This window comes from Streptomyces sp. SS8 (assembly GCF_054072955.1).
Genome location: NZ_JBSVCZ010000010.1, coordinates 119812 through 141047, shown reverse-complemented (window position 1 = coordinate 141047; position 21236 = coordinate 119812). Strand labels below are relative to the sequence as shown.

The window sequence follows — 21236 nt, the reverse complement described above, 5'->3', positions numbered from 1 at the left end:
TAGAAAGAGTTCGACTTCAACCGCCGGTGTTCCAGGTCGAGAAGCGGTGGACCGCTTCCGATCGGCTCCGTCCCGCGAAGGTGCGGGGGACCGGGCAGCCGGCCCGTGCGTGACCGAGAGGCCCATGTCGCAGCCGCCGTTCAACCAGCCGCCCTCGCAGGGTTTCGGCCCGCCGCAGGAGCCCCCGCCCTCCTACGGCTACCCGCAGTACCCCGCGCCGCCGCAACAGCCACCGCAGCAGCAGCCGCCCGCAGGGCCCCCGCAGCCGGGGGTACCGCCCCACGGGCAGTACGGATACGGGTACGGCGGCTACGGGCAGTACCCGCAGCAGCCCGCGCCCGGCGCGGGGGGTCAGCCACCGGCCGGCGGTGGCGGCGGGAAGGGCAAGGTCCTGGCGATCGTCGCCGCGGTCGTGGCGGTCCTGCTCCTCGCCGGTGGCGGAGTGTGGTTCCTGACCGGGGACGAAGGCGAGAAGACCGCCCGGAAGAACGCGGACACCGGCGACAGCGCCGAGGCCGGGAAGGGGGGCGGCGCCGGGGAGAAGGGGGGCGGCACCGAGCGCAAGGGCCGCGCCGAGCTGGCCTGGAAGGTGGGCCCCGCGGAACTGCCCGACCTGGACAAGTTGGTCTTCGAGAGCCACGGCACCTGGTTCGCCGGCGGGAATCTCGTCAACGCGTCGTTCGACGCCGTCACCGCCTACGACATGGAGACCGGCGAGGAGGCCTGGAGCATCGATCTGACCCGCGGTCCCAAATGCGCTGCCACTCCCCACGCTTCGGACGGCAAGGCCGCACTGCAGTGGGGTCGCAGGTGCGAGAAGGTCATGGCGATCGACCTCGTCCGGGGCAAGGAGCTGTGGCGCAAGGACCTGCCCAGCGAGGACTCGGACATGAACGAGTTCGGTTCCACCGAGATGGCGCTCAGCGGCGGTACCGTCGCCGCGGCCTGGAACGGCAACGCCGTCGGTTACGACCTGGACACCGGCAAGCGCCTGTGGGAGACGGAGGAGAACTCCGACTGCGGCGACACGTCCTACGTCGGTGGCCCGCGGCTCATCGCGAAGGTCGAGTGCGACTACGGGCAGAAGCAATCACTCCAACTGGTCGAGGAGGACGGCGGCAAGGGCTGGGAGTGGAAAGCTCCCGGGGAAACCGAGATCGTCCACATCTACTCGGTCGATCCTCCGGCGTTCGGCGTCCGGGCCGGCGACTCCATCGAGATCACCGACATCATGATCCTGGACGACAAGGGCAAAGCGCGGTCGAAGATCACCATCCCCGAGAAGCGTTACCGGTTCACCTGCGAGGGCATCACCCTGGCCGGCTGCTTCAACGTCGTCGTCGACAAGGCGAACGACGCCCTCTACCTGCAGACGTACCTGATCGCCGGCGAGAACGGCGTCACCGCCGACATCGAGGCGTTCAACCTGTCCGACGGCAAGCCGAAGTGGCGCTCCGAACCCACCGGGGAACGCCTCGCCAGTCCGCTGACGATGCACGACGGCAAGCTGATGAGCTACGAAACGTACCCGATGGCCAAGGCGGGGGTGCTCACGCTGATCGACCCCGAGACGGGCGAGGCGACCCCGTACATGGAACTGCCCGCGGAGGAGGAGGACGCGCAGCGCAGCATCCCGGCCACCGGCAGCGGCCGCCCGTACTGGCAGGACGGAGGGCTCTTCCTGGTGAGACACATGTACTACGACGATGCCGGGCTCAACAAGGGCGGCATACTGGCGTTCCGCTGACCCGGCGCTTCCGGGCCCCGCTCCACCCCGGCGGCCCCGTGTCCCGTGCTTCTCCACGGGAGGAGCACGGGGCCGCTCGTGTGCGCCACGACCCCGGCCGAAGACCTACTTACGGCCGGGACGACCCGCCGGCGGACCCTCACGAAAGATCGAGGCCAATGGCCGAGGGCGCCCTCCGATCCATCCGGCTCAGTTGCCTGCCCCTGCGAGCCAAGCCGAAATCTTCTGGCTGAGCTTGTCGGGTGCTTTCGTGTGCCCCAGGTAATCGTATTCGAAACGATCAGCGCCAGGATACTTCTCACCCCATGCGTCCGCCGCACTCTGCGGAGTGACGGGATCCTGGGGATTTTCGAGCAGAAGCAGCCTCGGCACATCCTCTGGCTTTGGAAGCGTCCACGCAGATCCTTCTGCATCACTTGGCATTGCCGAGCATGGGTAATGCATACGCGCCATTGCCGCCCCGAGCGGATTCCTCTCCTGCGAGCCCGCCCCTGCCCCCCAACCGTCGTATGCTGGACAGATATTGGCGATGTATCCAACGAAATCCGGCAGGACTTGACCGTCTCCGTGACGTCGGGTGAAAGCGTAGCTTCCCGACTTTACGACCTCCTGGTCGGTCGCACTCAACTCAGGCCAGTTCGTCAAGATTTCGCGGAGGGGCTTTCTGTTGCTCTCCATATTATTGGAGAGTGAGAACAGAGCGGTCATCCGCTCATACTGCTCGACACCGCCTCCGAGACCAGTCGGAGTCGTGTTGTCGCTACCCATTTCGCGCAGCGTCCGGTGCAGAGCTTTCCGGCAGTCGGCGGTCGCATCGTCACCTGTGCACCCCATGACGTCCTGCAAGCCTTCTTCCACAGCAAGGCTTCGCTCGACCATGAGTGTGGTCGCGTGCGTTCCTGGCGGCGGGGCAGGTGCATCCATAACCGCCCAGCCGCCGGTGCGCTTCAACTCGGGCATTACAGCACTTGCCCGGACCGCGCCGAACGACTGTGCGTAGACACCGGCTATCCTGCCTTCCTTCTCGCTCAGCTCTTTGAAGGATTCCTCGTACTCCGCGCGATCGAGGCGGTGAAGATCGAGAGCACAGGAGCCCCTGAACTGATCAGGCCATTCCTTCACCTGCCGCTCGGAAAGCTCGCCACCACCCGATACCTTCGTCAGGACGTCGAGGCAGTCCGGGCTGACTTCATGGACAGCCCACGGCTCGACGAACATCGCCACGGTCTCGTTCTTCAGCCACGAAGGAAGAAGTGACCGTGTGATTCCCACTTCGAGAGGGCGGAGTCCCGGGCCTCCGGGATCCCAGAAGACCAGCCCGTCCTGTTCTTTGGACTTCAAGGTGGCTGAGGCGTGCGGGGCCTCCGTATCGGGAAGGGGCGCGTAGATCACCGCCCATATCCCAGTGGAGAGTAGGTGGCAGCGAACGGTTTTGCCCGCACACGCTTGAGGCGTCGACGGCTTCGGCGTCACCGATTGCTTGGCGCCGGCTTGATCCTCCTTGGGCTGATACAGGAAGAGGCCCGTGACCAGGACGGCGGCCAAAGCCGCCGCGCCGGCGAACCAGCGGGCGGCTTTGGCGTAATTCATGTGGCGTATCACTAGAATGTTTCGCTTACGTCATTCGAGCGGCGGAATACATGATGCGCAAGTCAAATAAGCCCTGAACCGACCATGATCGTTTACCTGGCGCTCCGGGACCGTATACCGCTGCGCAAGAGTCGAGCAAGATCACTCATTCCATCGTGACCCGAGCGTCACCTTCGAACACTTTCCCTATCTCGCTATTTTTGCGGCCTGGGCGGTGAAACGGTGTGATGGGTGGCTCTATCCACAATCCCCGCCCATTGCCACCTATAGGGCGCACCCGGGGCCTAGCGCCCATCAGGAGCTGCGCCCACGCCCCCGCGGCGCTGTGTTGCGATCTCAGGAATCAACGCAACTCGGTTGATACCAAAATCAGGTTCGGACAGGCCCGGACCGGCAACGCACCCCACGCGGCGGCCACCAGGGCAGATACTCGATATCAAAGGAACCCGTGCCAAGCTGAAACGCCTGGCCGAACCCGGCGTCCTAACCGAAGCCGACCCGGGCAGCTTCACCAGGAAGCAATGGCCACCGCTACGACCAGCGCCCCTGGCATAACCCCCATACGGAAACGGACATCACCTCACGAACCGCCCTCTCAGCCCGTCCGGGCGGCGGCGAGGTGGGCCTCCACCCCCGCGACCCCGTCGATGCCCTGGCACAGGCCCACGACCACCGGGACGAGACGCGGTTCCGGGACGTCCCCCCGAAGGGTGACGACCCCGTCCCGGACCTCGACCGCGACGGCGTCCTCGTCCAGGTCGAGGATGTCCCCCAGGACGTCCTGCTCGACCTCTTCGCGGATCTCGGCGTCGGAGCGGACGAAGACGTCGAGCAGGTCGCTGCGGGTGACGATGCCGGCCAGGAGCCCGTCGTCATCGACCACCGGCAGCTGCTTGACGTGCCGCCTGCGCAGTTCCCGCGCGACCCGGGGGATCGTCCAGTCGGCGCGGGCGGTGAAGACGGGGCTGCTCATGAGCGCGCCCGCGGTCCGGGCCCGGGCTTTGCCCCAGGAGCGCTCGTCGTCCCCGTCCTGACCCTGCGGATCGGGCATGCCGGTCTCGTGCCGCAGCACGTCGGAGGCGGAGACGACGCCGACGGGGGCGCCGTCGTCGTCGACAACCGGGGCCGCGACGATGTCGTTGGCGTCCAGCAGGGCGGCGACCTCCGACAGCGGTGTGTCGGGGCGGAAGGTGACCACGTCCTCGGTCATCACGTCACCGACCGTGTGGCGGTACAGCATGGCATCGGCCTCCTCCGCGTCGCGGCGGGGCGGCCGCATCTTCGCCGGCCGGTCCGCGCCGTCGCCGTCCTCCCTCCCCATGACAACACCGCGCCGCTCCGGCGGCCAGTGCCGTTCGGCCCGACGGGGAGGCCGACGGTCCCGTGACCAGGGAAGGCTGTCCTATCCTCGGTCGATGCGCTTACACCCCATCGACCGCCCGGCCGATCTCGACACGGTCCGTGAGTCCTACGACCGAGTGGCCGACAACTACGTTCACATGGTCCGGACGACGGGATGCGGCGACATCCGCACCCATCCCTGGCTCAAGGCCTCGATCGACGCCTTCGCCGACACCGTGCACGGCCTCGGGCCCGTCCTCGACGTCGGCTGCGGCCCCGGAACGGTGACCGCCTACCTCGCCGAACGCGGACTCGAGGTGTCCGGGGTCGACCTCTCCCCCCGCATGATCGAGAACGCGCGCCGCCTCTACCCGCACTGCCGCTTCGACGTCGCCTCCGCCACCGAGCTCGAACTCGGTGAGGCGTCCCTGGGCGGCGTGCTCGGCTGGTGGTCGCTGTTCAACCTTCCCCGCGACGTCCTTCCCCAGGTCCTCGCCATGTTCGCGCGCGCCCTGAAGCCGGGCGGACACCTCATCACGGCGACACACGTCGGCGATGAGGACATCGCGCGCACCGAGGCCTACGGAGGCGTGCCCGTCCGCTGGACGACACACCAGTGGCGACCGGAGCAGCTCGTGGAGCTGATCGAGCGGGCCGGCCTGCTTCCGGTCGCCGAGCTCCGCCTGCCCGCCGAGGAGCAGACCGGTCCGGGCGTGGTCGTCATGGCAAGGCGCCCCGGCTGAGGCGCCGGGCCCCGCCGCCCGGCGCCTTCCGCTGCCGTCCGTCCGGGTGCTCCCCGGCTGTCAGCCGAGGGCGGCGAGCAGTTCGCGCTCGCGCCGGGTGCTGAGGCCGGCGCGTCGCCCGCCCTGAAACGCGAGGTTGAGGGGTTTCTGACTCTCAGGAAGCACTCCTGACGTAGCAGTACCCCACGGGAATCGCGGCGGTCCCCGAAATGCGCCGATCCTCGCCACCGTTCGCCCAGTACCTGTATACGTCATAAAGGGGAGTCGCCGTGAGACGGCCGAACTTCCCACCCGGCACCTCGTAGGAGGCGGCCATGACGATCTCTCTGCTCTGAACTTCGAATCCTTCATCGAAGGTTTTCCGACTTATCTGACCATAGGCGGAGTAGGAGCTTTCAACAGACTCCTCACCTTTCAACATGAGCACGACAGGCCCCGCCCCCGTTGCCTCCCGAACCTTCCTCTCTCCGCATCGCTCGCCGACGTACGAGGCGTCGTCCACGAGCGATGCGTGGACTCCTTCGATCCTGTAGGGAGGGTCGGGATCCGGGGTGTCGCGCTCCAATCGGGCGCCACCGGGAGGTTCTATCAAGGCGACCGGGTTTCTGACGAAATCACCCGCATCACCGGAAGGTGAATCGTCACAGGACGCGACGTTGAAGGCCAGCGCCACTAACGCCGAACCGACCAGTGCCGGTTTTCTCGCTGCCAATTTCACACCGCTCCGGTTTCTTTTTGAGATTTCTTGGTTCAGTCGATGCGAACACAGATTGGCTCACCGTCGTTCTTCCGCCCGCTCACGCGCCCGATCGGACGTGACCGACGGCTGCCCGCAGGCGCCGGCTTGGCTCCGGATGCGTGGTTCTCCGGGCCGGGGCCCGGATGCGCCGCCCGTCCCACGATAGGAGGCGATGCGGCCCACGTCGGCACACGAAAACGGGTCGAACCAGCGGGGCCCGCCTCTTCGACCAGACGAGGCGGCACGCCCCTTGATAGGCAAGTACCCACTTGCCTATGGTGTTGGTCGTGGCGGAGGACCTCTTCAAGGCACTGGCCGACCCCACCCGCCGGCGCATCCTCGATGAGCTGGTGGAACGGGACGGCCAGACCCTCTTCGAGATTTGCGCACGGCTGGCGACCAAACACGGTCTGGGGCTGTCCCGCCAGGCGATCAGCCAGCACCTGGCCGTACTGGAGTCCGCCGGCCTGGTCGTTTCACGGCGCCAGGGCCGCTACAAGTTCCACGACCTGAACACCGAACCCCTTGAGCTCATCGTGACCCGATGGCTCAGGCCCGACACCCCAGAGAGCAAACCATGAGGATCCACCTCACCAGCGTCTTCGTCGACGACCAGGACAAAGCCCTGCGCTTCTACACCGACGTGCTGGGCTTCGTGAAGAAGCACGACGTCCCGCTGGGTACGGACCGGTGGCTGACCGTGGTCTCGCCGGAGGATCCCGACGGAACCGAGCTGCTGCTCGAACCCTCCGGCCATCCCGCGGTGCGGCCGTACAGGACGGCACTGGCCGAGGACGGCATCTCTGCTGCCTCCTTCGCCGTGGACGACGTACGGGCGGAGTTCGACCGGCTGCGCGGGCTCGGGGTGCGCTTCACCCAGGAGCCGCTGGAGATGGGCGCGATCACCACCGCGGTCCTGGACGACACCTGCGGCAACCTGATTCAGATCGCGCACAGCGCGTGAGGCACCGGCCCGCGCCCTTCCAGGCCCCAAGCCCGCCCTCTCGACGAGGCAACCGCCGCGATCCACCGTCCCGCCGTCAGGTTCGGACGCACGGCGCGGGCAAGGCGGCGGCACAGCGCATGGGCCGCGCAGCGGGGACTGCCGACGGATTCACGTCCGGGCACCAGGGGTCGCCCCGGAACGGACCCCGACCTCACCTGATCACGCCCTAATCTGGCCCCATGGCAGAGGATGTGGACTTCCGGGCCGGCGACGTACTGTCCATCGCCTGTCCGTTCGCCGAGACCCGGGTGGCGGGCTGACGGTCAGCGCGCCAGCTCCGAAAGGATCGAAGAAACACCACATCAGACCTTGATTTCAGCACCAAAACCTACCGGCCCATCACTTGATAGCATCTGGCCACCCCGCAGGTGACACAAGGCTGGGGCGGAAGTCTGCCCCAACTTCGAACGCTATCGTTTTGGACGGTTTTGATGAGGTTGGCAGTTCAGACAGGCGATCCCGGCTTGTTCCCTTTCTTCTTCACCGGGATTTCCGGCTTGGTCTTCCTCTTGACGGGTTTCACGCTCGCCGTCAATTACAGAGGACTGGGCGAGCGAATAGCCAAAATCTGGATCAACGCATCTCCTTTTCGCTCACGCATGTTGATGTCGCCGACCAGTCTAGCCCGGCTCCTGGGCGCGGGATATATGTTCACCGGCCTTGTAATTGAGGTGGTCGCTGCCCTGCAACTCGTCAACCGGAACTGACCTACGAGGAGATCCGACACCCCATCATGGTCCACCAGCGGGCTCCCTTGGTTCGGAAAGACAGTGCAGCCCACGTCGGCATACGAAAGCGAGCGGCTTGGTGACGGAACCAGCTCCGACGGACCTGATCCACCTCGCCGATCCGGACGGGAACCGCTGCGTCGTGCGTATCACGGGGCGGTTCCGGCCGGGCATTCTGATCGGCCACGACATCTTGCGCGCGGACGTGCTCGCCTCCGCGAGCTTCGTCGACGCCCGACTCGACCTTCACCTCTCGCAGCGTGACCTGGACTCCTGGGAGCAGCAGCTGTCCAGCCTGGGGCCGGGCCGGACAGCCGGCATCGACTCGGGCCGCGGCCTGAGCCTCGACATCCATGTGCACGAGGACGGCCTGCTGTCGATCCAGATCAGCGACCCGGACCGCCTTACGACGGTCCTGGGCGTCCGGCCCCGGGGAGACTGGATCGCTGAGCACCGGGAGCGTCTGGAACAGGTACGGCTGGCCTGGCCCCGCGAAGTCGTCGAGACGGCTCCGGGAGCCTACGACTGGAGCCCCGACCGTGCGCGGTAACCATCCGGTCCGGACGGCGTCGGCCCCGTTTCGGGGATGATCTTCCGGAGGACACCGAGGAGAGGAAACACATGACCACGACACCGCACGAGCGCACCGTCCCGCCACCGCGCGCCGACGAACGCACCATGCTGGAGGGCTGGTTGGACTTCCACCGGGAGACCCTGGTGCTGAAGTGCTCGGGGCTGGACGACCACAGCCTTCGCACCGCACCGCTGGAGCCGTCGCAGATGACACTGCTGGGCCTGGTCCAGCACCTGGCGGAGATCGAACGCAACTGGTTCCAGCGGGTGTTCGCCAGTCTCGACGTGCCACCGGTCCACCCGGACGCGGGCCGAGACGGCTTCGGGCTCGTCCCGGAGCGCGGCATCGACGAGGCGCTGGCCGCCTGGCGCGCCGAGGTCGCACGGGGGCGCGAACTGACCGCCGGCGCCTCACTGGAGGCGACCGGCAGGCTCTCGGAGCAGGAGGCCGCGCACCTGGGCAGCGAGGAGGTATCGCTGCGCTGGATCCTGGTCCACCTGATCGAGGAGTACGCACGCCACAACGGCCACGCGGACCTGCTGCGGGAACGCATAGACGGCACCACCGGCCCCTGAGCGAACCCGCGCCGGCACCGCTGTGTTGTCACAGTGCCCGGCGCATACAGACCCGCGGCCACCGGTCCAGGCCGTGGGCCGCTTCGCGCTCGCGGATCTTCCGCAGACCGGGAGCGAGCCCGGTGTCGTCCATGGTCTGGAAACCGCAGCGTGCGTAATAAGGGGCGTTCCACGGGACCTGGGCGAACGTGGTGAGAGTCAGAGCGGGTGCGCCCTCGCTCGTGGCGTGTGCCGCCAGATGCTCCAGCAGCGACCGGCCGACACCGCGGCGCGCGCTGTCCGGATGCACCGAGACCTGCTCGACGTGGAGGTTGCCGTCGACACGGTCGGCGATCAGGTATGCGACCGGGACATCGGCGCCGTTGGCCACGACCCAGGCCAGCCCGGCATGGTGGTAGCGGGCGAGCTCACCGAGCGAGAGCGGCTCGTCCTCGGCGATCTCCGGCATGCCGATGTCCCGGAAGCACTGCCCGGCGGCCCTCTCGATGTCCTGGAGGACGGGCAGCTCGTTCAGGCGCACAGCTCGGATGGACATGCACGCATTCTCCACGGCACACCGGAAGGCGCCGGCGAACACCCCGGCACAACCGCCCGGTCCTTTCAGTGGTCCAGGGCCGCCACCTCGGCCCAGACCGTCTTGCCGACGGGGTCGCGCGGGACCGCGCCCCAGCGGGTGGCGAGGATGTCCACCAGGAGCAGGCCGCGCCCCGACTCGTCGTCGGCGGACGGCGAGGGCGGGGCGGCCGGAGGCGGGACCGGGGAGGCGTCCGAGACCTCGATGCGGACCACGTTCCCCCGCACTTCGAGCGCGAGGCGGAAGCCGCGTCCGGGCACCCGGCCGTGCCGTACCGCGTTGGCGGCCAGCTCACCGACCAGCAGGGAGACGGTGCACGAGAGGTCCGATACGGCCGGCCACCCCCACTCCTCCATGCGCCGCACGGCGAGCTTCCGGGCGAGCCGCGCCCCCTTGGGCGATGACGTGAACCGCATGGTGAACAGCCGGGGTTCGGGGCCTCCCGGGTGTGCCGCGCCCGGCTGCGGTTCCTCGTCGGGCGTGGTCGTCGTCATCAGCACGAAAGCCGTCCTTCGCTTCCTCGTTCGATCCGCAACGTAGGCGGATCATTACGTTCCGTGCTTCAGGATCGACCGGCGAGCCTAGGCTCGGAAGGGGATGAAGCCTTACCTTCCAGCCCGTAAGAAACGGAAGTGATGTTTTGGCCAAGGATGTTGATCCCGGGGCATCGATGGCGGCCCTGTTCGGCTCGCGGGTGCGCAGACTCCGCGTCGCCGCCGGGCTGACCCAGGCGGAACTGGGTGAGAAGGCGCATGTGGTCGCCAGCCGGATCACCCAGGTCGAGCGGGCCTCCGGGGCGAGACCGACGCTCGAGCTGGCGCGCACGCTGGACGACGCCCTCGCAGCGGACGACCTGCTGGTCGACCTGTGGCCGTACGTCTACCGCGAGACGTTCCCGGACTGGTCTCGCAGGTTCATCCACCTCTCGGAGCGGGCGGTATCCATCAAGCAGTACGCGGCGCATGTGGTTCCCGGTCTTCTCCAGACCGAGGACTACGCACGGGCCGTACTGAGTCTCGACGTACTCCTCAAGAGCCGGGAGCAGTTGGAGGAGCGGATCGCCGCACGGCTGGCGCGGCAGGGGCGACTCCGGTCGTCCGACTGCCCCGACCTGTGGGTCGTCCTGGACGAAGCGGTGTTGAGGCGTCCGATCGGCGACCGTTCCGTCATGCGTGACCAGTTGGTCCGGCTGTTGGAGGCCGCTCAGGAGTTCCGCATCACCGTGCAGGTGCTGCCGTTCGGACAAGGCGGGCACGAGGCGCTGGGCGGTTCGCTCACAGTGCTGGAACTCCCGAACGGCTCGGAAGTGGCTTACAAGGAGGGTGCCGACTTCGGTCAGCTCATCGAGGAGCCGTCCGAAGTCAAGCGCTACTCGGAGATTTACGATCGGCTGCGGGCGGCAGCCCTGCCCCCGCTCATGTCTCTCGACATGATCCGATCCGCGCTGGAGGACAACCGTGAATCGAGTGTCCCGTCCCGAACTCAACGACGCCGAGTGGCGCAGGAGCAGCTACAGCAACCAGGCGGGTGGCGACTGCGTCGAGGTGGCCGACGGCTTCCCCGGCAGCGTCCCCGTCCGTGACAGCAAGGTCCCGCACGGGCCGGTGCTGGCGTTCCCGTCGGCGTCCTGGGCTTCCTTCATAAGCGAGTTGAAGGCCGGCCGCCGCGCCTGAGCGGTCCGGGGGCCGGTGTACGTCGGCTTCCCGGTCCCGCCGGACCCTCGCCCACGAGGGTCCGGCGGGCCACGAACTCCCTTAAGGAACCCGGAGAAAGAACCTCCCACCCACCCACCCTTTCCCCTCGTCACCCGTACGGGTGACGAGCTTGCAGGTTTGAAAAGCGAGTGGTTACGTTCACCGCGACAACCGCAAAAAGTTGCGGCCCCCGGCCGGGACTGGCATCCCGATCGAGGGCCTCACCGATCAGGAAGAGCGCAACTTCCCGATGGCTGACTCGCAGTTTAGCGCGCGTTCGCGCGCCCGCGCCGGTGCACCGACATCCGGCGTGATCCACGTACGCACCCGCCTCACCGCCAACTTCACCGTCCTCGCCAACGTCCTCGCCCAGCGGCCCGGCAGCGCGGTCACCATCGGGGTCGCGGCCTACATCTCCTCCCTCCCGGACGGCGCTCCGGTGAGCATCACCGCGCTGTGCGAGCACTTCTCCGAGGGCGAGATCCTGATCTCCCGTGCTCTGCGGGAGCTGGAAGCATTCGGCCACCTGGAGCGGCGGCGCGAGCGCGGACCGGACGGCCGGGTCCGTACCCGCACGTACTTCCACGACGTACCGCCGGGCGACGACGACCCGGATCCCACGCCGCCGCCCGGCCGCCGGCCTCGTCCCGCGCCCGTCCGCGTGCCCGCGCCGCGTGCGGCCTCCGACCCGGCGTCTCTGCCGTCTGCTCCAGCTCCGGCCACCGCTCCCCCGGACCCGCTCCCGGCGGTGGTGCGGTCGCCGCAGGTTCCGCCCGCTCCGCTCGGCGAGGCCGATCCGGACGCGGTGCGGGTCCTGGCCTCCCTCCGCGCCGCCGACCCCCGGCTGATCCTCTCCGAGGGCGAGGCCGCCCGGCTCGCCCCGGACGTGGCCCGGTGGCTCGCGGCGGGCGTGTCCCCCGCCCGGATCACCGAGACGCTCACCGCCGGCCTGCCCGAACGGCTCCTGGCCCGTCCGGCCCGCATCCTGGCCTTCCGCCTCGGCGAGCCGCCCCTGCCCGCGCCCGTCCAGACCCCGTCGCCCGCCAAGCCCGTCGTCCTGCCCCTCCAGACCTGCGACGGCTGCGAACGCGCCATCCGCGCGGCTCGGCCCGGCCAGTTGTGCCGCGACTGCCGCACGGAACAGGAGGAACTCCGTGCGGCCTGCTGATTCACCGAGTATGGGGGGAAACACCATGAGTATGGTATCGTGTATGGCAACCAAGAAGGTCACCGTGACGATCCCGGAGGATCTCCTGGAGGAGATCCGCTCCGAAGTGACCGAGCGCGGCCTGTCGGCGTACTTCACCGAGGCACTGCGCCTGAAGCGGGAGCGGGACCGGCTCCGGGAGCTGGTCGACTGGTTGGAGGAGGAACACGGGCCGGTCACCGAGAGCGAGCGCGCTGCGGCACTACGGGAGTTGGAAGACCTCGATGCCGAGCACGAGCGCCGCCGCACCACCGCACGGAACCGTCCCGGAGAGGCCGCGTGAGGAAGCAGAGCGGTGGGAACGCGCCGCCCCGCGTCTTCGTTCTGGGTTGCGAGGCTCTGTCGCTGGCCGTGCGTGGCGACCGCGCCATGATCGCCCGGCTCGACCTCGCGGCCCGGGGTGAGGCCGAGGTGGTGACCTCACCCATGACTCTTGTCGAGGCGTACGACGGGAGGACCACCGAGCGGCGCTGGGACTGGGTGCTCTCCCGCCTCACCGTCGCGGACGTCGGCAAGGAAGAGGCCCGGCAGGCACGTCGGCTTCTGAGCCGGGCCGGTTTGCACGGCCACAAGTACGCGATCGACGCCGTACTCGCCGTCGTCGCACGGCAGCAGCCGGGCCGGGTGACGGTCTTCACCTCGGACGTGGACGACCTGGAGAGGCTGGTACCGGACAGGGTCGTCGTCGGGAAGGTATGAGCGGACCGTTCACATCGGCGGGCACACCGGGGACTGACAGACCGTCGCAGGTGTGGTTACGATGCCGACGATGAAGAACTTCTCCTCTTGTGGATTGGGGGAATCGTGTCCGCAAGGTGAGTGCTGATGGCACATCACCTCGTGAACTCGGTTCCGTCCCGCCTGCTGATGTGGCGGCGCGTGCGCGAGTACGCCGTGCCACCGTCCATGATCGAGACCGCGACCGCGCGCCGTGCGGCCGGTGACTGGGCGGGGGCCTGCGCCGCCGCCCGCGTCGACGTCGATCTCGATCTGCGCGCCGTGCGCGAACGCCACGGCACCGAACTCGTCACCCGTCTCCGTGCGGATCTGCACCGACTGGCGCCGGATCTGCTGCGCTGGCACATGCCCCGGATCGCCCCCGACGGGCGGCTGCGGCCCGGCCTGACCGTCTGCCTGGCCCGTTATCCGGCATCACCCGGCGCCGTGTCACCGCAACTGGTGGTGCGGACGCCTCCGGCCTGGGCGGACGCCGGGCAGCGGATGTCCCTGGCCCTGTGGGAGGGGCCCGGAAGCGATCCTTTCGGGCACCATCCGCATCCCGACCGGCGTTTCCGGCTCGACCTGCACCGGCATCTGTGGGATGCCGGGCGGAGCGCTGAACTGGCCTGTCGATGCGGTGTGTTGGGAGCGGGCGGGGTGCCGTTCGTGGAGCCGTGGTCGCCCGGCGGGCTCGCTGTTCCCGACTCGCCCTGGGCGGTGGGTCGTTGGGCCGCCGAGGCGGAGTTGCTGCTGCGGGCCGAGGGTCGCACTCGCGGTACGTTCACCGTGCGGCTCGGTGCGCGCAGCCGCGCAGTGCTCGAACTCGTCGCCCCAGACGACAGCCATGTCCCGGCCCTCCGGCCGCTGCGGGAGGCGCTGCCGCCGCAGGAGGTCGCCGCGCTTCCGGTGCTGCCGGAGGCGGCGGCCCGGGTCCTCCCGGATCTGGAGTTGCTGCGGGCCGGGCTGGTCACGCCCGGTCGGCTGCATCCGCTCGTCACCGCCGCGCTGGCGGAGTCCGGTGCGGCGCCCATCGTCGGTGCGGCGTCCGCGTCCGGTCCGGAGGCCGGGCCCGGTGATCCGCACCGGGTGGAGTGCCGGGGCGAGGTCCACCGGATCGCGCTGCGGGACGGGGTGCTGACGGCGGTCGACCACGATCCGGCCCAACTGCGGCGCGAGGAGCTGCTGGTGGCGCTCGGCGGGCCGCCGCTGCCCTGTCTGCGGGCGATCGACGCGGTGCACCGCAGCCCGGAGGCCCTGCCCGCGGTGCGGGAGCGGCTGCGCCACGGTGACGTGGCCGGAGCGCTGGCCGTCGTCGAAGGGCTGCTCGGCCCCGGTGCGGTCCTGCGCGACGGGCCGCTGCGGGAGGAGCTGAGGTCGGCCGCGGCACGCCGCATCGACCACGGTCTCTTCCGCGCGGGGCTCGTCGCCGTGCACCCCGCCGCCGGTACGGAAGCCGTCAGCGCGGGGGCGGGCCGCCGCCCCCGGCTGAACCGCCACACGCCACCCGCGATCCGCCACAAGCGGGCCGGCCGGGTCCGGCCCCGCACCGCCCTGCCCCGCTGACCGGCTGCTCGGCCGACCGGCCGTTCCCCACCGAAGTCCCTTCATCCGCGCAGCACTTCCCAATACGTCCGGGGTGGGTCGTCCCGCCCCCTGTCCCGAATCAGGTGATGCCCATGTCCTCCAGCACCCTCCTGCCCACCGCTGCCCCGGCCGACGGTGCCGGCGACGCCGACCGCGTAACCGGCGCCCGTCTGGCCGTGGCCGACGACCTGCTGTCCCTGCTGCGGACGACCACCACCGAGCCGCGCGCCGACGAGCAACTCGAAGCGCTCACCCTGGCCGTCACGGCCGATCTGCCCGTACTGCTCTGGGGCGAGCCGGGCATCGGCAAGACCGCCGCCCTCACCCAGCTCGCCGCCTCCCTCGACCTGCCGCTGACGACCGTGATCGCCAGCGTCCACGAGCCGTCCGACTTCTCCGGGCTGCCCGTCGTGGGCGACGACCCGGCCGTGCAGGGGGTGCCGATGGCGCCGCCGCAGTGGGCCGTGGAGCTCGTGCGGGCCGGGCGGGGGCTGCTCTTCCTGGACGAGCTCTCCACCGCCACCCCGGCTGTCCAGGCCGCGCTGCTGCGGGTCGTCCTGGAGCGTAAGGTCGGTGCGCTGCGGCTGCCACCGGGGGTCCGGATCGTGGCTGCGGCCAATCCGCCCGCGTCAGCGGCGGACGGCTGGGATCTGAGCGCGCCGCTGGCCAACCGTTTCGTGCATCTGCACTGGACGCACGACCGGGAGGTGGTGGTGCGCGGGCTGGGCGGCGTCTGGCCCCGGGCCGAGCTGCCCCGGCTGGCGCCGGAGCGGCTGCCGGAGGCGGTGGCCTTCGCCCGGCGGGCGGTCTGCGGCTTCCTTAAGGCCCGGCCGACGCTGGTCCACCGGCTGCCGGGCAGCGAGACGCGGCGCGGCGGCGCCTGGCCCTCGCCCCGGAGCTGGGAGGCGGCGCTGACCCTGCTGGCCTTCGGTACGGCGGCCTCCGTCTCGCGGGAGGTGCTGGCGCTGCTGGTGCGGGGCGCGGTGGGGGACGGACCGGGGCTCGAACTCCTGGCGCACCTGGACCGGATGGAGCTGCCGGACCCCGAGTCGCTGCTGGCCGATCCGGCCGCCGCCGAGCTTCCGGAGCGCGGTGACCTGCGCCAGGCGGCGCTGGAGGCGGTGGTGACGGCCGTGGGGGCGCGGCCGGAGCGGGAACGGTGGGAGGCGGGCTGGGCGGTGCTGGTGAGGGCGATGGAGACCGGTGCCCCGGATCTGCTGATCGCCCCGGCGAAGACGCTGGCCTCGCTGCGGCGCGACGACTGGGAGGTGCCGGAGGCGGTGGAACGGCTGGCCGGGGTGATCGGCCTGGCCCGGCGGGCGGAGCGGTCCGTGGAGCGGGTGGCGGAACGGGCGGCGACCGGGGCCGGGCGTACGGCGGAGGCTGGCCGATGACGGGGAACACGGAACGTCCACTGCCGCGCCCGGCGCGGGTGCCGGCTCCGGCGCGGCGGCCCGCGCCGGGCCCGGCCGACCGGGCCGGACTCGCCCTGGACATGGAGAAGTTGCTGGCCGCCCGGCTGCACGCGGTGAAGGTCCGCCCCTATCTGGCCCACGCGCTGTTCGCGCTGCGCGTGGTGGAGGACCGCTCGGTGCCGACGATGGCGGTGGACGCGCACTGGCGCGTCTACGTCTCCCCCGGCTTCGTGGCGCGCACCCCGCTGGAGGAGCTGGCGGGCGTATGGGTGCACGAGGTCTCCCATCTGCTCCGCGACCACCACGAGCGCAGCGAGGCATACGCGCGGGAACACGGGGAGTACGGACCGGGCGAGTCGCTGCGGCGGAACATCGCCGCCGACTTCGAGATCAACGACGACATCTACGGTGACGGGCTGCCGCGCCCGGCAGGTGCGGTGCTGCCGTCGCTACTGGGGCTGTCCGACGGGCTGCTGATGGAGGAGTACCTGCGGACGGCCTCGATGTCGGGGCTCGCAACGGACCTGGCCTGGCTGGACTGCGGCAGCGGCGCCGACGGACGGGAGCGGCCCTGGGAGCTGGGGCCCGGCGGGGCGCACGGGCTGAGCAGGCAGGAGCGGGACGCGGTCCGCTTCCGGGTCGCCGAGGGGATCAAAGGACGGCCGGGCGACGCGCCGGAGGGCTGGCGCCGGTGGGCCGAGGAGGCGTTCCATCCGCCGCAGCCGTGGCGGCGGCTGCTGGGGTCGGCGGTCCGCTCGGCGGCGGGCGCGCCGGGGGCGGGTGAGAACCACAGCTACCGGCGGCCCTCCCGGCGTTCGGCCGGTGTCCCCGGCGTGGTGCTGCCGAGCCTGCGGCGTACGCCGCCCCGGGTCCGCGTCGTGATCGACACCTCCGGGTCGGTGAGCGACGCCGAACTGGGCAGCGCGCTGCTGGAGGTGGTGGCGATCTCGCGGGCGGTGGGCGGGCGGCGCGACCTGGTCTCGGTGATCTCCTGCGACGCGGCGGCCGGGGTCGCCGTGCCCCTGTGCCGGGCCGAGGACGTGGAGCTGGTCGGCGGCGGCGGGACGGACCTGCGTTCCGGCTTCGAGCGGGCGCTGCGCTGCGGGCCCCGCCCGGACGTGATCGTGGCCCTGACCGACGGGCAGACGCCGTGGCCCTCCGCGCAGCCGCCCTGCCGCACCGTCGTCGGTCTCTTCCCTCGCCCCGCCCGCGCCGTGGACGAGGAAGACCCCTACTACGTCCCGGACGCCCCACCGCCCTGGGCGCGTGTCGTCACCATCGGCTGAGAGCCCGTCCGCGATCCCCGGGCGACCGCGGCGGCGATGCTGAACCCCGAGACCTGACGCCCCGCCCGGGGCGAGAGGAGTGCGCCGTCGCCGTCGGCCGGGCCGGCCGAAAACGCGAGGACGTTCCGCACCGGCGGGGTTGTTCGGTTCGAGGTCCAGGTGCCGCGCATCGCCTCAAGTCTGGGTGTTGACGCCGTGGGCGGCAGTCGCTTCCAGCGCGTGTGGCACGACCACGATCTGTACGTCGTCCTCGTAGACGATCCGTCCCGGGTCCGCGGAACGCAGGACCCGGCAGTCGACGCCGTGCGCGGACAGGATCTCCAGATAGCCCGGAACGCGGGCGAGGAGATGAGTGGCCGACGGCTTGAACCATGCCGCCGCGCCGGGGTTGATCTCGTCGTCGTAGACGCCGGGGTCAACGGTCGAGGGGTCGGTGTACGCGGCGTCGTACCAACTGTTGTTGCGGCGGCGGAAGGACTCCTGCTCGTCCGAGAGCCTTCCCTCCCTCGCCAGCTTGTTGACGAGCCCGAAAACGCCGGTGAAGTGGCCTCGGCTGTTCCGGTGCGGCGATTGGAACCGCACGTACTGAACGGTCTCGCTGTCGCTGTCGGCCATCCCCATCGGCACATCCTCCCACCGCTCTCACGCTCCGGTGGCTCCTTTCCGCACCAGAGGGACGCTTGTCTCCGATGCCACGAGGGCCGCGCCGGAGACAAGCATGCGAAAGGAGGTGAAACGCCCTCCAAGGCGCGTCCCCGTCAGTCGAGCAGGGCATGCGCGGCCAGTGCGATGGCGGGCGGCGCCGCCTGCCCCAGGGAGCCGCGCCACAGTCCGCGGTCGGAGACGAACAGCACGGTTCCCGCGGCGACCATGAAGAGGCAGACGTAGACGATGAGGGAGCGTCCGGTGTTCGCGTCGCCGGTGTGCAGGCTCACGACGCCGGCGATGAGGCCGAGCGCGAGGAAGAGGTTGTAGAAGCCGACGTTGACCCGCCACAGCCGGACCTCCGGCGCGTCGGCGGTGCTTCCCGTGAGGAAGAGCCGAACGCGCGCGCTGCCGTAGAGGAAGCTCTCCAGCGGCCATACGAAGACGTGGACCGCTGCGGCGGTCAGGGCGGCGACCTGGCTGAACACGTTCATGAGGTGCATGATCCCGGGGCTCCGGGCCGCACGTGGTCCAACACTCCGGTTCCCGATCAGCCGGGCCGGGCAGGACGACCGCACCCGGACGAACGGACCCCGGGTCCGCCCGGGAGCCGCCCGGCGGTGCTTCCGGCACGGCCCGCGCCCGGCCGACCCGTACCGGGCGGGGCTACAGCGGTGCCGCGCTCCGGGAGGGGGCGGCGGTGCTGGCGCGGACGGTGAGGGTGGGGTCGGGGGCGCGGCTGTGTTCGACGCGGTGACCGGCGACGACGTCCCTGAGCCGGCGGGCGGCCAGGGCGCCGTAGGCGGCGATGTCGCGGCGCAGCGCGGTCAGCCCGGGGTGGACCAGCCGGCACAGCGGTGAGTCGTCCCAGGCCACCAGGGAGACGTCGGCGGGGACGCGGACGCCCAGGCTCTGCGCGGCGCTCAGGCCGGAGACGGCCATCACGTCGTTGTCGTAGAGGATCGCGGTGGGGCGGTCGTCGCCCTCCAGCAGGGCGCGGGTGGCGGCGCAGCCCTGTTCGCCGCTGTAGTCGGCCTCCATGCTCCGGCCGGTGACGTCGCGCTCGGCGGTGGCCGCGGCGAACGCCTCGGTGCGGATGAGGGTGTGCCGCAGGGCGGCGGGCCCGGTGACGTGGGCGATGGATCGGTGGCCGAGGTCGGCGAGGTGGGTGACGGCGGTGCGCACCCCGGCCGCGTCGTCGCTCCACACCGCGGGCAGGCTTCCGGTGCCGACGGGTGCGCCGATCACCACGGCGGGCAGGCGCAGCTCCTCCAGGGCCCGTATCCGGGGATCGTCCGCCCGCAGGTCGACCAGGAAGACGCCGTCGACCTTGCGCTGCGCCCACCAGGCCCGGTAAGTGGCCGTCTCGGCGTCCGCGTCGGGCGCGACGGTGAACAGCAGGGAGGTGCCGTCCCCGGACAGCTCGTCCTGGATGCCGGAGACCAGCTGCATGAAGAACGGTTCGACGCCCAGGGAGCGGGCCGGGCGGTCCACCACCAGCCCGAAGGCCCCGGCCCTGCCGTCCGACAGGGCCCTGGCCGCGCTGTTGGGCTGCCAGCCCAGCTCCTGCGCGATGGCGAGCACTCTGGCGCGGGTCGCCTCCGACACCCCCGGGCGGCCGTTGAGCGCGAAGGACACCGCGCTCTTGGTGACCCCCGCACGGCGGGCGATGTCCACCATCGTGGGACGCTTCACCGCTTCTCCCTCCCGCCCGCGGTCGCCGGCGAACCGGGGCTCATCCTAGAGCGGCCCGCCCACGCCCGGAACACGCGTTCCGAAGGCCGCCCAAAGGCCCCGTCCCGTCCCGGTCCGGTCCGGCCCCGGGAGGCCCGCACATCACCCGCGCCCGCCGGGGTAGGAGGCGAAGAGGACAACCGAGTGCAAAGGGTGCGGCTCGCCGCGGCGGGCGCCCGTGATCAGCTGGAGGAACCGTGCCGGGCATTCTGAGCAAGATCGCCATTTTCTCCCGAACCCCGCAGGGCCGCCGACTGACCGCGAAGGCCAGGAGGATGGCCTCCGACCCCAGGAAGCGGAACCAGGCCAAGCAGGCCCTGAGCCGGCTGCGCGGCCGGGGGCCGGGACGCCGCTGAGGCGTACCGCCCCTGCCCGGCCCGCCGCCCCCCTGGTGCGGCCTCACCCCCGGGCACCGCCGCCGCCCGTCGCCGTGGAGACACGCCGGCGGGCGGCGGTGTGCTGCCAGGATGGGCGCATGACCGGTATCAGGATCGGGGACGGCGGCGGTTCCGGCGGGATCTCCCTCGTCCACACGGCGGATCTGGACGCCTCCGTCCGCGCGGCGGCCCGGTCCCTGCTCGACGAGGTGTTCGAGGGGGACATGACCGACCAGGACTGGGAGCACGCCCTGGGCGGTGTGCACGCGCTGGCCTGGGAGGGGCCGGAGCTGGTGGGCCACGCCTCGCTGGTGCAGCGGCGGCTGCTGCACGGCGGCCGGGCGCTGCGCGCCGGTTACGTGGAGGGGGTGGGGGTCCGTGCCGACCGGCGCGGGCGCGGGTACGGGGCGGCGCTGATGGGGGCGCTGGAGCGGGTGGTGCGCGGTGCGTACGACCTGGGGGCGCTGGCCTCCAGCGACGAGGCGCTGGGCTTCTACGCGGCGCGCGGCTGGCTGCTGTGGCGGGGGCCCGTCTCGGCGCTCACCCCCTCGGGCGCCGTGCGCACGGAGGAGGACGACGGGTGCGTCCACGTGCTGTCGGTGGCGGGGGGTGCGGATTTGGACACCTGCGGTGAGCTGGTCTGCGACTGGCGCGAGGGCGATCTCTGGTAGCCGGCCGGCTCCGCCTGCGGGGCCGGTGCCCGGCGTGGCGTGGCACGGGGCGGGCCGTACCCGCCGTGCGGGTTCCGGCCGGAACGGCCGGGGGCGCCGCGTCCGTTCCGGCGGCGATCCCGCGCAGACGGATTGTCTGCGGATGCCATGAGTGTCATGCTCACAACGCCTGTCGGTAAACCGGCGGTAACCCCCTACTGCACCGTGAGGAGCCGCACGTGAGCGATCCCCGAACCCAGCGGCGCACACCGTCCGGCACCACCTCGGACACACCGGACGCACCGGA

At 70.6% G+C, this 21236-nt stretch carries 25 protein-coding genes; 17 read left to right on the top strand and 8 right to left on the bottom strand.

Going from position 1 to position 21236, the window contains the following annotated elements; genetic code table 11:
- Positions 1–124 precede the first annotated feature (124 nt).
- Positions 125–1747, top strand: a complete 1623-nt coding sequence (locus ACW69E_RS12570) for an outer membrane protein assembly factor BamB family protein (RefSeq protein WP_457498271.1) — start codon at positions 125–127, stop codon at positions 1745–1747.
- Positions 1748–1936: 189 nt separating this feature from the next.
- Here ACW69E_RS12570 and ACW69E_RS12565 read toward each other — a convergent pair whose 3' ends face one another.
- Together ACW69E_RS12565 and ACW69E_RS12560 are read right to left on the bottom strand one after the other, a co-directional pair.
- Complete coding sequence (locus ACW69E_RS12565) at positions 1937–3337, bottom strand: alpha/beta hydrolase (RefSeq protein WP_457498270.1); 1401 nt, start codon at positions 3335–3337, stop codon at positions 1937–1939.
- Positions 3338–3932: 595 nt separating this feature from the next.
- Positions 3933–4658 (bottom strand): CBS domain-containing protein, encoded by a 726-nt coding sequence (locus ACW69E_RS12560; RefSeq protein ID WP_457498269.1) that lies wholly within the window; start codon positions 4656–4658, stop codon positions 3933–3935.
- A gap of 94 nt (positions 4659–4752) precedes the next feature.
- Here ACW69E_RS12560 and ACW69E_RS12555 point away from each other — a divergent pair, with 94 nt between their 5' ends.
- Positions 4753–5421 carry a class I SAM-dependent methyltransferase gene (locus ACW69E_RS12555; RefSeq protein ID WP_457498268.1) on the top strand — a complete coding sequence of 223 codons (669 nt, stop codon included), beginning with the start codon at positions 4753–4755 and terminating at the stop codon, positions 5419–5421.
- Between the two features lie 154 nt (positions 5422–5575).
- On the opposite strand, the gene ACW69E_RS12550 is transcribed toward ACW69E_RS12555, so the two are convergent.
- Entirely contained in the window at positions 5576–6139 is a 564-nt protein-coding gene (locus ACW69E_RS12550) for a hypothetical protein (protein ID WP_457498267.1), read from the bottom strand.
- Between the two features lie 296 nt (positions 6140–6435).
- Between ACW69E_RS12550 and ACW69E_RS12545 the strand changes: the two genes are divergently transcribed.
- The 5 genes from ACW69E_RS12545 to ACW69E_RS12525 all read left to right on the top strand — a co-directional run bounded on the left by ACW69E_RS12545 (position 6436) and on the right by ACW69E_RS12525 (position 9043).
- Positions 6436–6741, top strand: a complete 306-nt coding sequence (locus tag ACW69E_RS12545) for an ArsR/SmtB family transcription factor (protein ID WP_457498266.1) — start codon at positions 6436–6438, stop codon at positions 6739–6741.
- Entirely contained in the window at positions 6738–7124 is a 387-nt protein-coding gene (locus ACW69E_RS12540) for a VOC family protein (protein ID WP_457498265.1), read from the top strand. Before ACW69E_RS12545 ends, ACW69E_RS12540 begins: the two co-directional genes overlap by 4 nt.
- A gap of 479 nt (positions 7125–7603) precedes the next feature.
- Positions 7604–7873: a hypothetical protein gene (locus ACW69E_RS12535; RefSeq protein ID WP_457498264.1), complete on the top strand. Its 270-nt coding sequence runs from the start codon at positions 7604–7606 to the stop codon at positions 7871–7873.
- Positions 7874–7973: 100 nt separating this feature from the next.
- Positions 7974–8444: a DUF5959 family protein gene (locus ACW69E_RS12530; RefSeq protein WP_457498263.1), complete on the top strand. Its 471-nt coding sequence runs from the start codon at positions 7974–7976 to the stop codon at positions 8442–8444.
- Positions 8445–8515: 71 nt separating this feature from the next.
- On the top strand, positions 8516–9043 hold the full coding sequence (locus tag ACW69E_RS12525) for a DinB family protein (RefSeq protein WP_457498262.1): 528 nt from the start codon (positions 8516–8518) through the stop codon (positions 9041–9043).
- A gap of 28 nt (positions 9044–9071) precedes the next feature.
- On the opposite strand, the gene ACW69E_RS12520 is transcribed toward ACW69E_RS12525, so the two are convergent.
- Together ACW69E_RS12520 and ACW69E_RS12515 are read right to left on the bottom strand one after the other, a co-directional pair.
- The gene (locus tag ACW69E_RS12520) at positions 9072–9578 is read right to left on the bottom strand and encodes a GNAT family N-acetyltransferase (protein ID WP_457498261.1); all 507 of its coding nucleotides are present in this window, start codon (positions 9576–9578) and stop codon (positions 9072–9074) included.
- 65 nt (positions 9579–9643) lie between these two features.
- Entirely contained in the window at positions 9644–10111 is a 468-nt protein-coding gene (locus ACW69E_RS12515; RefSeq protein ID WP_457498322.1) for an ATP-binding protein, read from the bottom strand.
- 176 nt (positions 10112–10287) lie between these two features.
- Between ACW69E_RS12515 and ACW69E_RS12510 the strand changes: the two genes are divergently transcribed.
- The 8 genes from ACW69E_RS12510 to ACW69E_RS12475 all read left to right on the top strand — a co-directional run bounded on the left by ACW69E_RS12510 (position 10288) and on the right by ACW69E_RS12475 (position 17523).
- Positions 10288–11199 carry a helix-turn-helix domain-containing protein gene (locus ACW69E_RS12510; protein ID WP_457498321.1) on the top strand — a complete coding sequence of 304 codons (912 nt, stop codon included), beginning with the start codon at positions 10288–10290 and terminating at the stop codon, positions 11197–11199.
- Complete coding sequence (locus ACW69E_RS12505) at positions 11162–11290, top strand: DUF397 domain-containing protein (RefSeq protein WP_457498260.1); 129 nt, start codon at positions 11162–11164, stop codon at positions 11288–11290. The genes ACW69E_RS12510 and ACW69E_RS12505 overlap by 38 nt, the downstream gene beginning before the upstream one ends.
- A 271-nt stretch (positions 11291–11561) precedes the next feature.
- Positions 11562–12479, top strand: coding sequence for a hypothetical protein (locus ACW69E_RS12500; protein ID WP_457498259.1), 918 nt, complete (start codon positions 11562–11564; stop codon positions 12477–12479).
- A 43-nt stretch (positions 12480–12522) separates the two neighbouring features.
- Positions 12523–12801: a CopG family transcriptional regulator gene (locus ACW69E_RS12495; protein ID WP_457498258.1), complete on the top strand. Its 279-nt coding sequence runs from the start codon at positions 12523–12525 to the stop codon at positions 12799–12801.
- On the top strand, positions 12798–13217 hold the full coding sequence (locus ACW69E_RS12490) for a hypothetical protein (protein WP_457498257.1): 420 nt from the start codon (positions 12798–12800) through the stop codon (positions 13215–13217). Before ACW69E_RS12495 ends, ACW69E_RS12490 begins: the two co-directional genes overlap by 4 nt.
- 126 nt (positions 13218–13343) lie before the next feature.
- Positions 13344–14801, top strand: a complete 1458-nt coding sequence (locus tag ACW69E_RS12485; RefSeq protein ID WP_457498256.1) for a hypothetical protein — start codon at positions 13344–13346, stop codon at positions 14799–14801.
- A 113-nt stretch (positions 14802–14914) separates the two neighbouring features.
- On the top strand, positions 14915–16216 hold the full coding sequence (locus tag ACW69E_RS12480) for an AAA family ATPase (RefSeq protein ID WP_457498255.1): 1302 nt from the start codon (positions 14915–14917) through the stop codon (positions 16214–16216).
- The gene (locus tag ACW69E_RS12475; protein ID WP_457498254.1) at positions 16213–17523 is read left to right on the top strand and encodes a vWA domain-containing protein; all 1311 of its coding nucleotides are present in this window, start codon (positions 16213–16215) and stop codon (positions 17521–17523) included. The genes ACW69E_RS12480 and ACW69E_RS12475 overlap by 4 nt, the downstream gene beginning before the upstream one ends.
- A 174-nt stretch (positions 17524–17697) precedes the next feature.
- Here the strand turns inward: ACW69E_RS12475 and ACW69E_RS12470 are convergent, their stop codons facing one another.
- The 3 genes from ACW69E_RS12470 to ACW69E_RS12460 all read right to left on the bottom strand — a co-directional run bounded on the left by ACW69E_RS12470 (position 17698) and on the right by ACW69E_RS12460 (position 19863).
- Positions 17698–18144: a hypothetical protein gene (locus ACW69E_RS12470; RefSeq protein WP_457498253.1), complete on the bottom strand. Its 447-nt coding sequence runs from the start codon at positions 18142–18144 to the stop codon at positions 17698–17700.
- Between the two features lie 137 nt (positions 18145–18281).
- Positions 18282–18662 carry a DUF1304 domain-containing protein gene (locus ACW69E_RS12465; protein WP_457498252.1) on the bottom strand — a complete coding sequence of 127 codons (381 nt, stop codon included), beginning with the start codon at positions 18660–18662 and terminating at the stop codon, positions 18282–18284.
- Between the two features lie 172 nt (positions 18663–18834).
- Positions 18835–19863 (bottom strand): LacI family DNA-binding transcriptional regulator, encoded by a 1029-nt coding sequence (locus ACW69E_RS12460; RefSeq protein ID WP_457498251.1) that lies wholly within the window; start codon positions 19861–19863, stop codon positions 18835–18837.
- A 236-nt stretch (positions 19864–20099) separates the two neighbouring features.
- Between ACW69E_RS12460 and ACW69E_RS12455 the strand changes: the two genes are divergently transcribed.
- Both ACW69E_RS12455 and ACW69E_RS12450 read left to right on the top strand, forming a co-directional pair.
- The gene (locus ACW69E_RS12455) at positions 20100–20258 is read left to right on the top strand and encodes a hypothetical protein (RefSeq protein ID WP_457498250.1); all 159 of its coding nucleotides are present in this window, start codon (positions 20100–20102) and stop codon (positions 20256–20258) included.
- A gap of 119 nt (positions 20259–20377) precedes the next feature.
- Positions 20378–20950: a GNAT family N-acetyltransferase gene (locus ACW69E_RS12450; RefSeq protein ID WP_457498249.1), complete on the top strand. Its 573-nt coding sequence runs from the start codon at positions 20378–20380 to the stop codon at positions 20948–20950.
- Positions 20951–21236 lie beyond the last annotated feature (286 nt).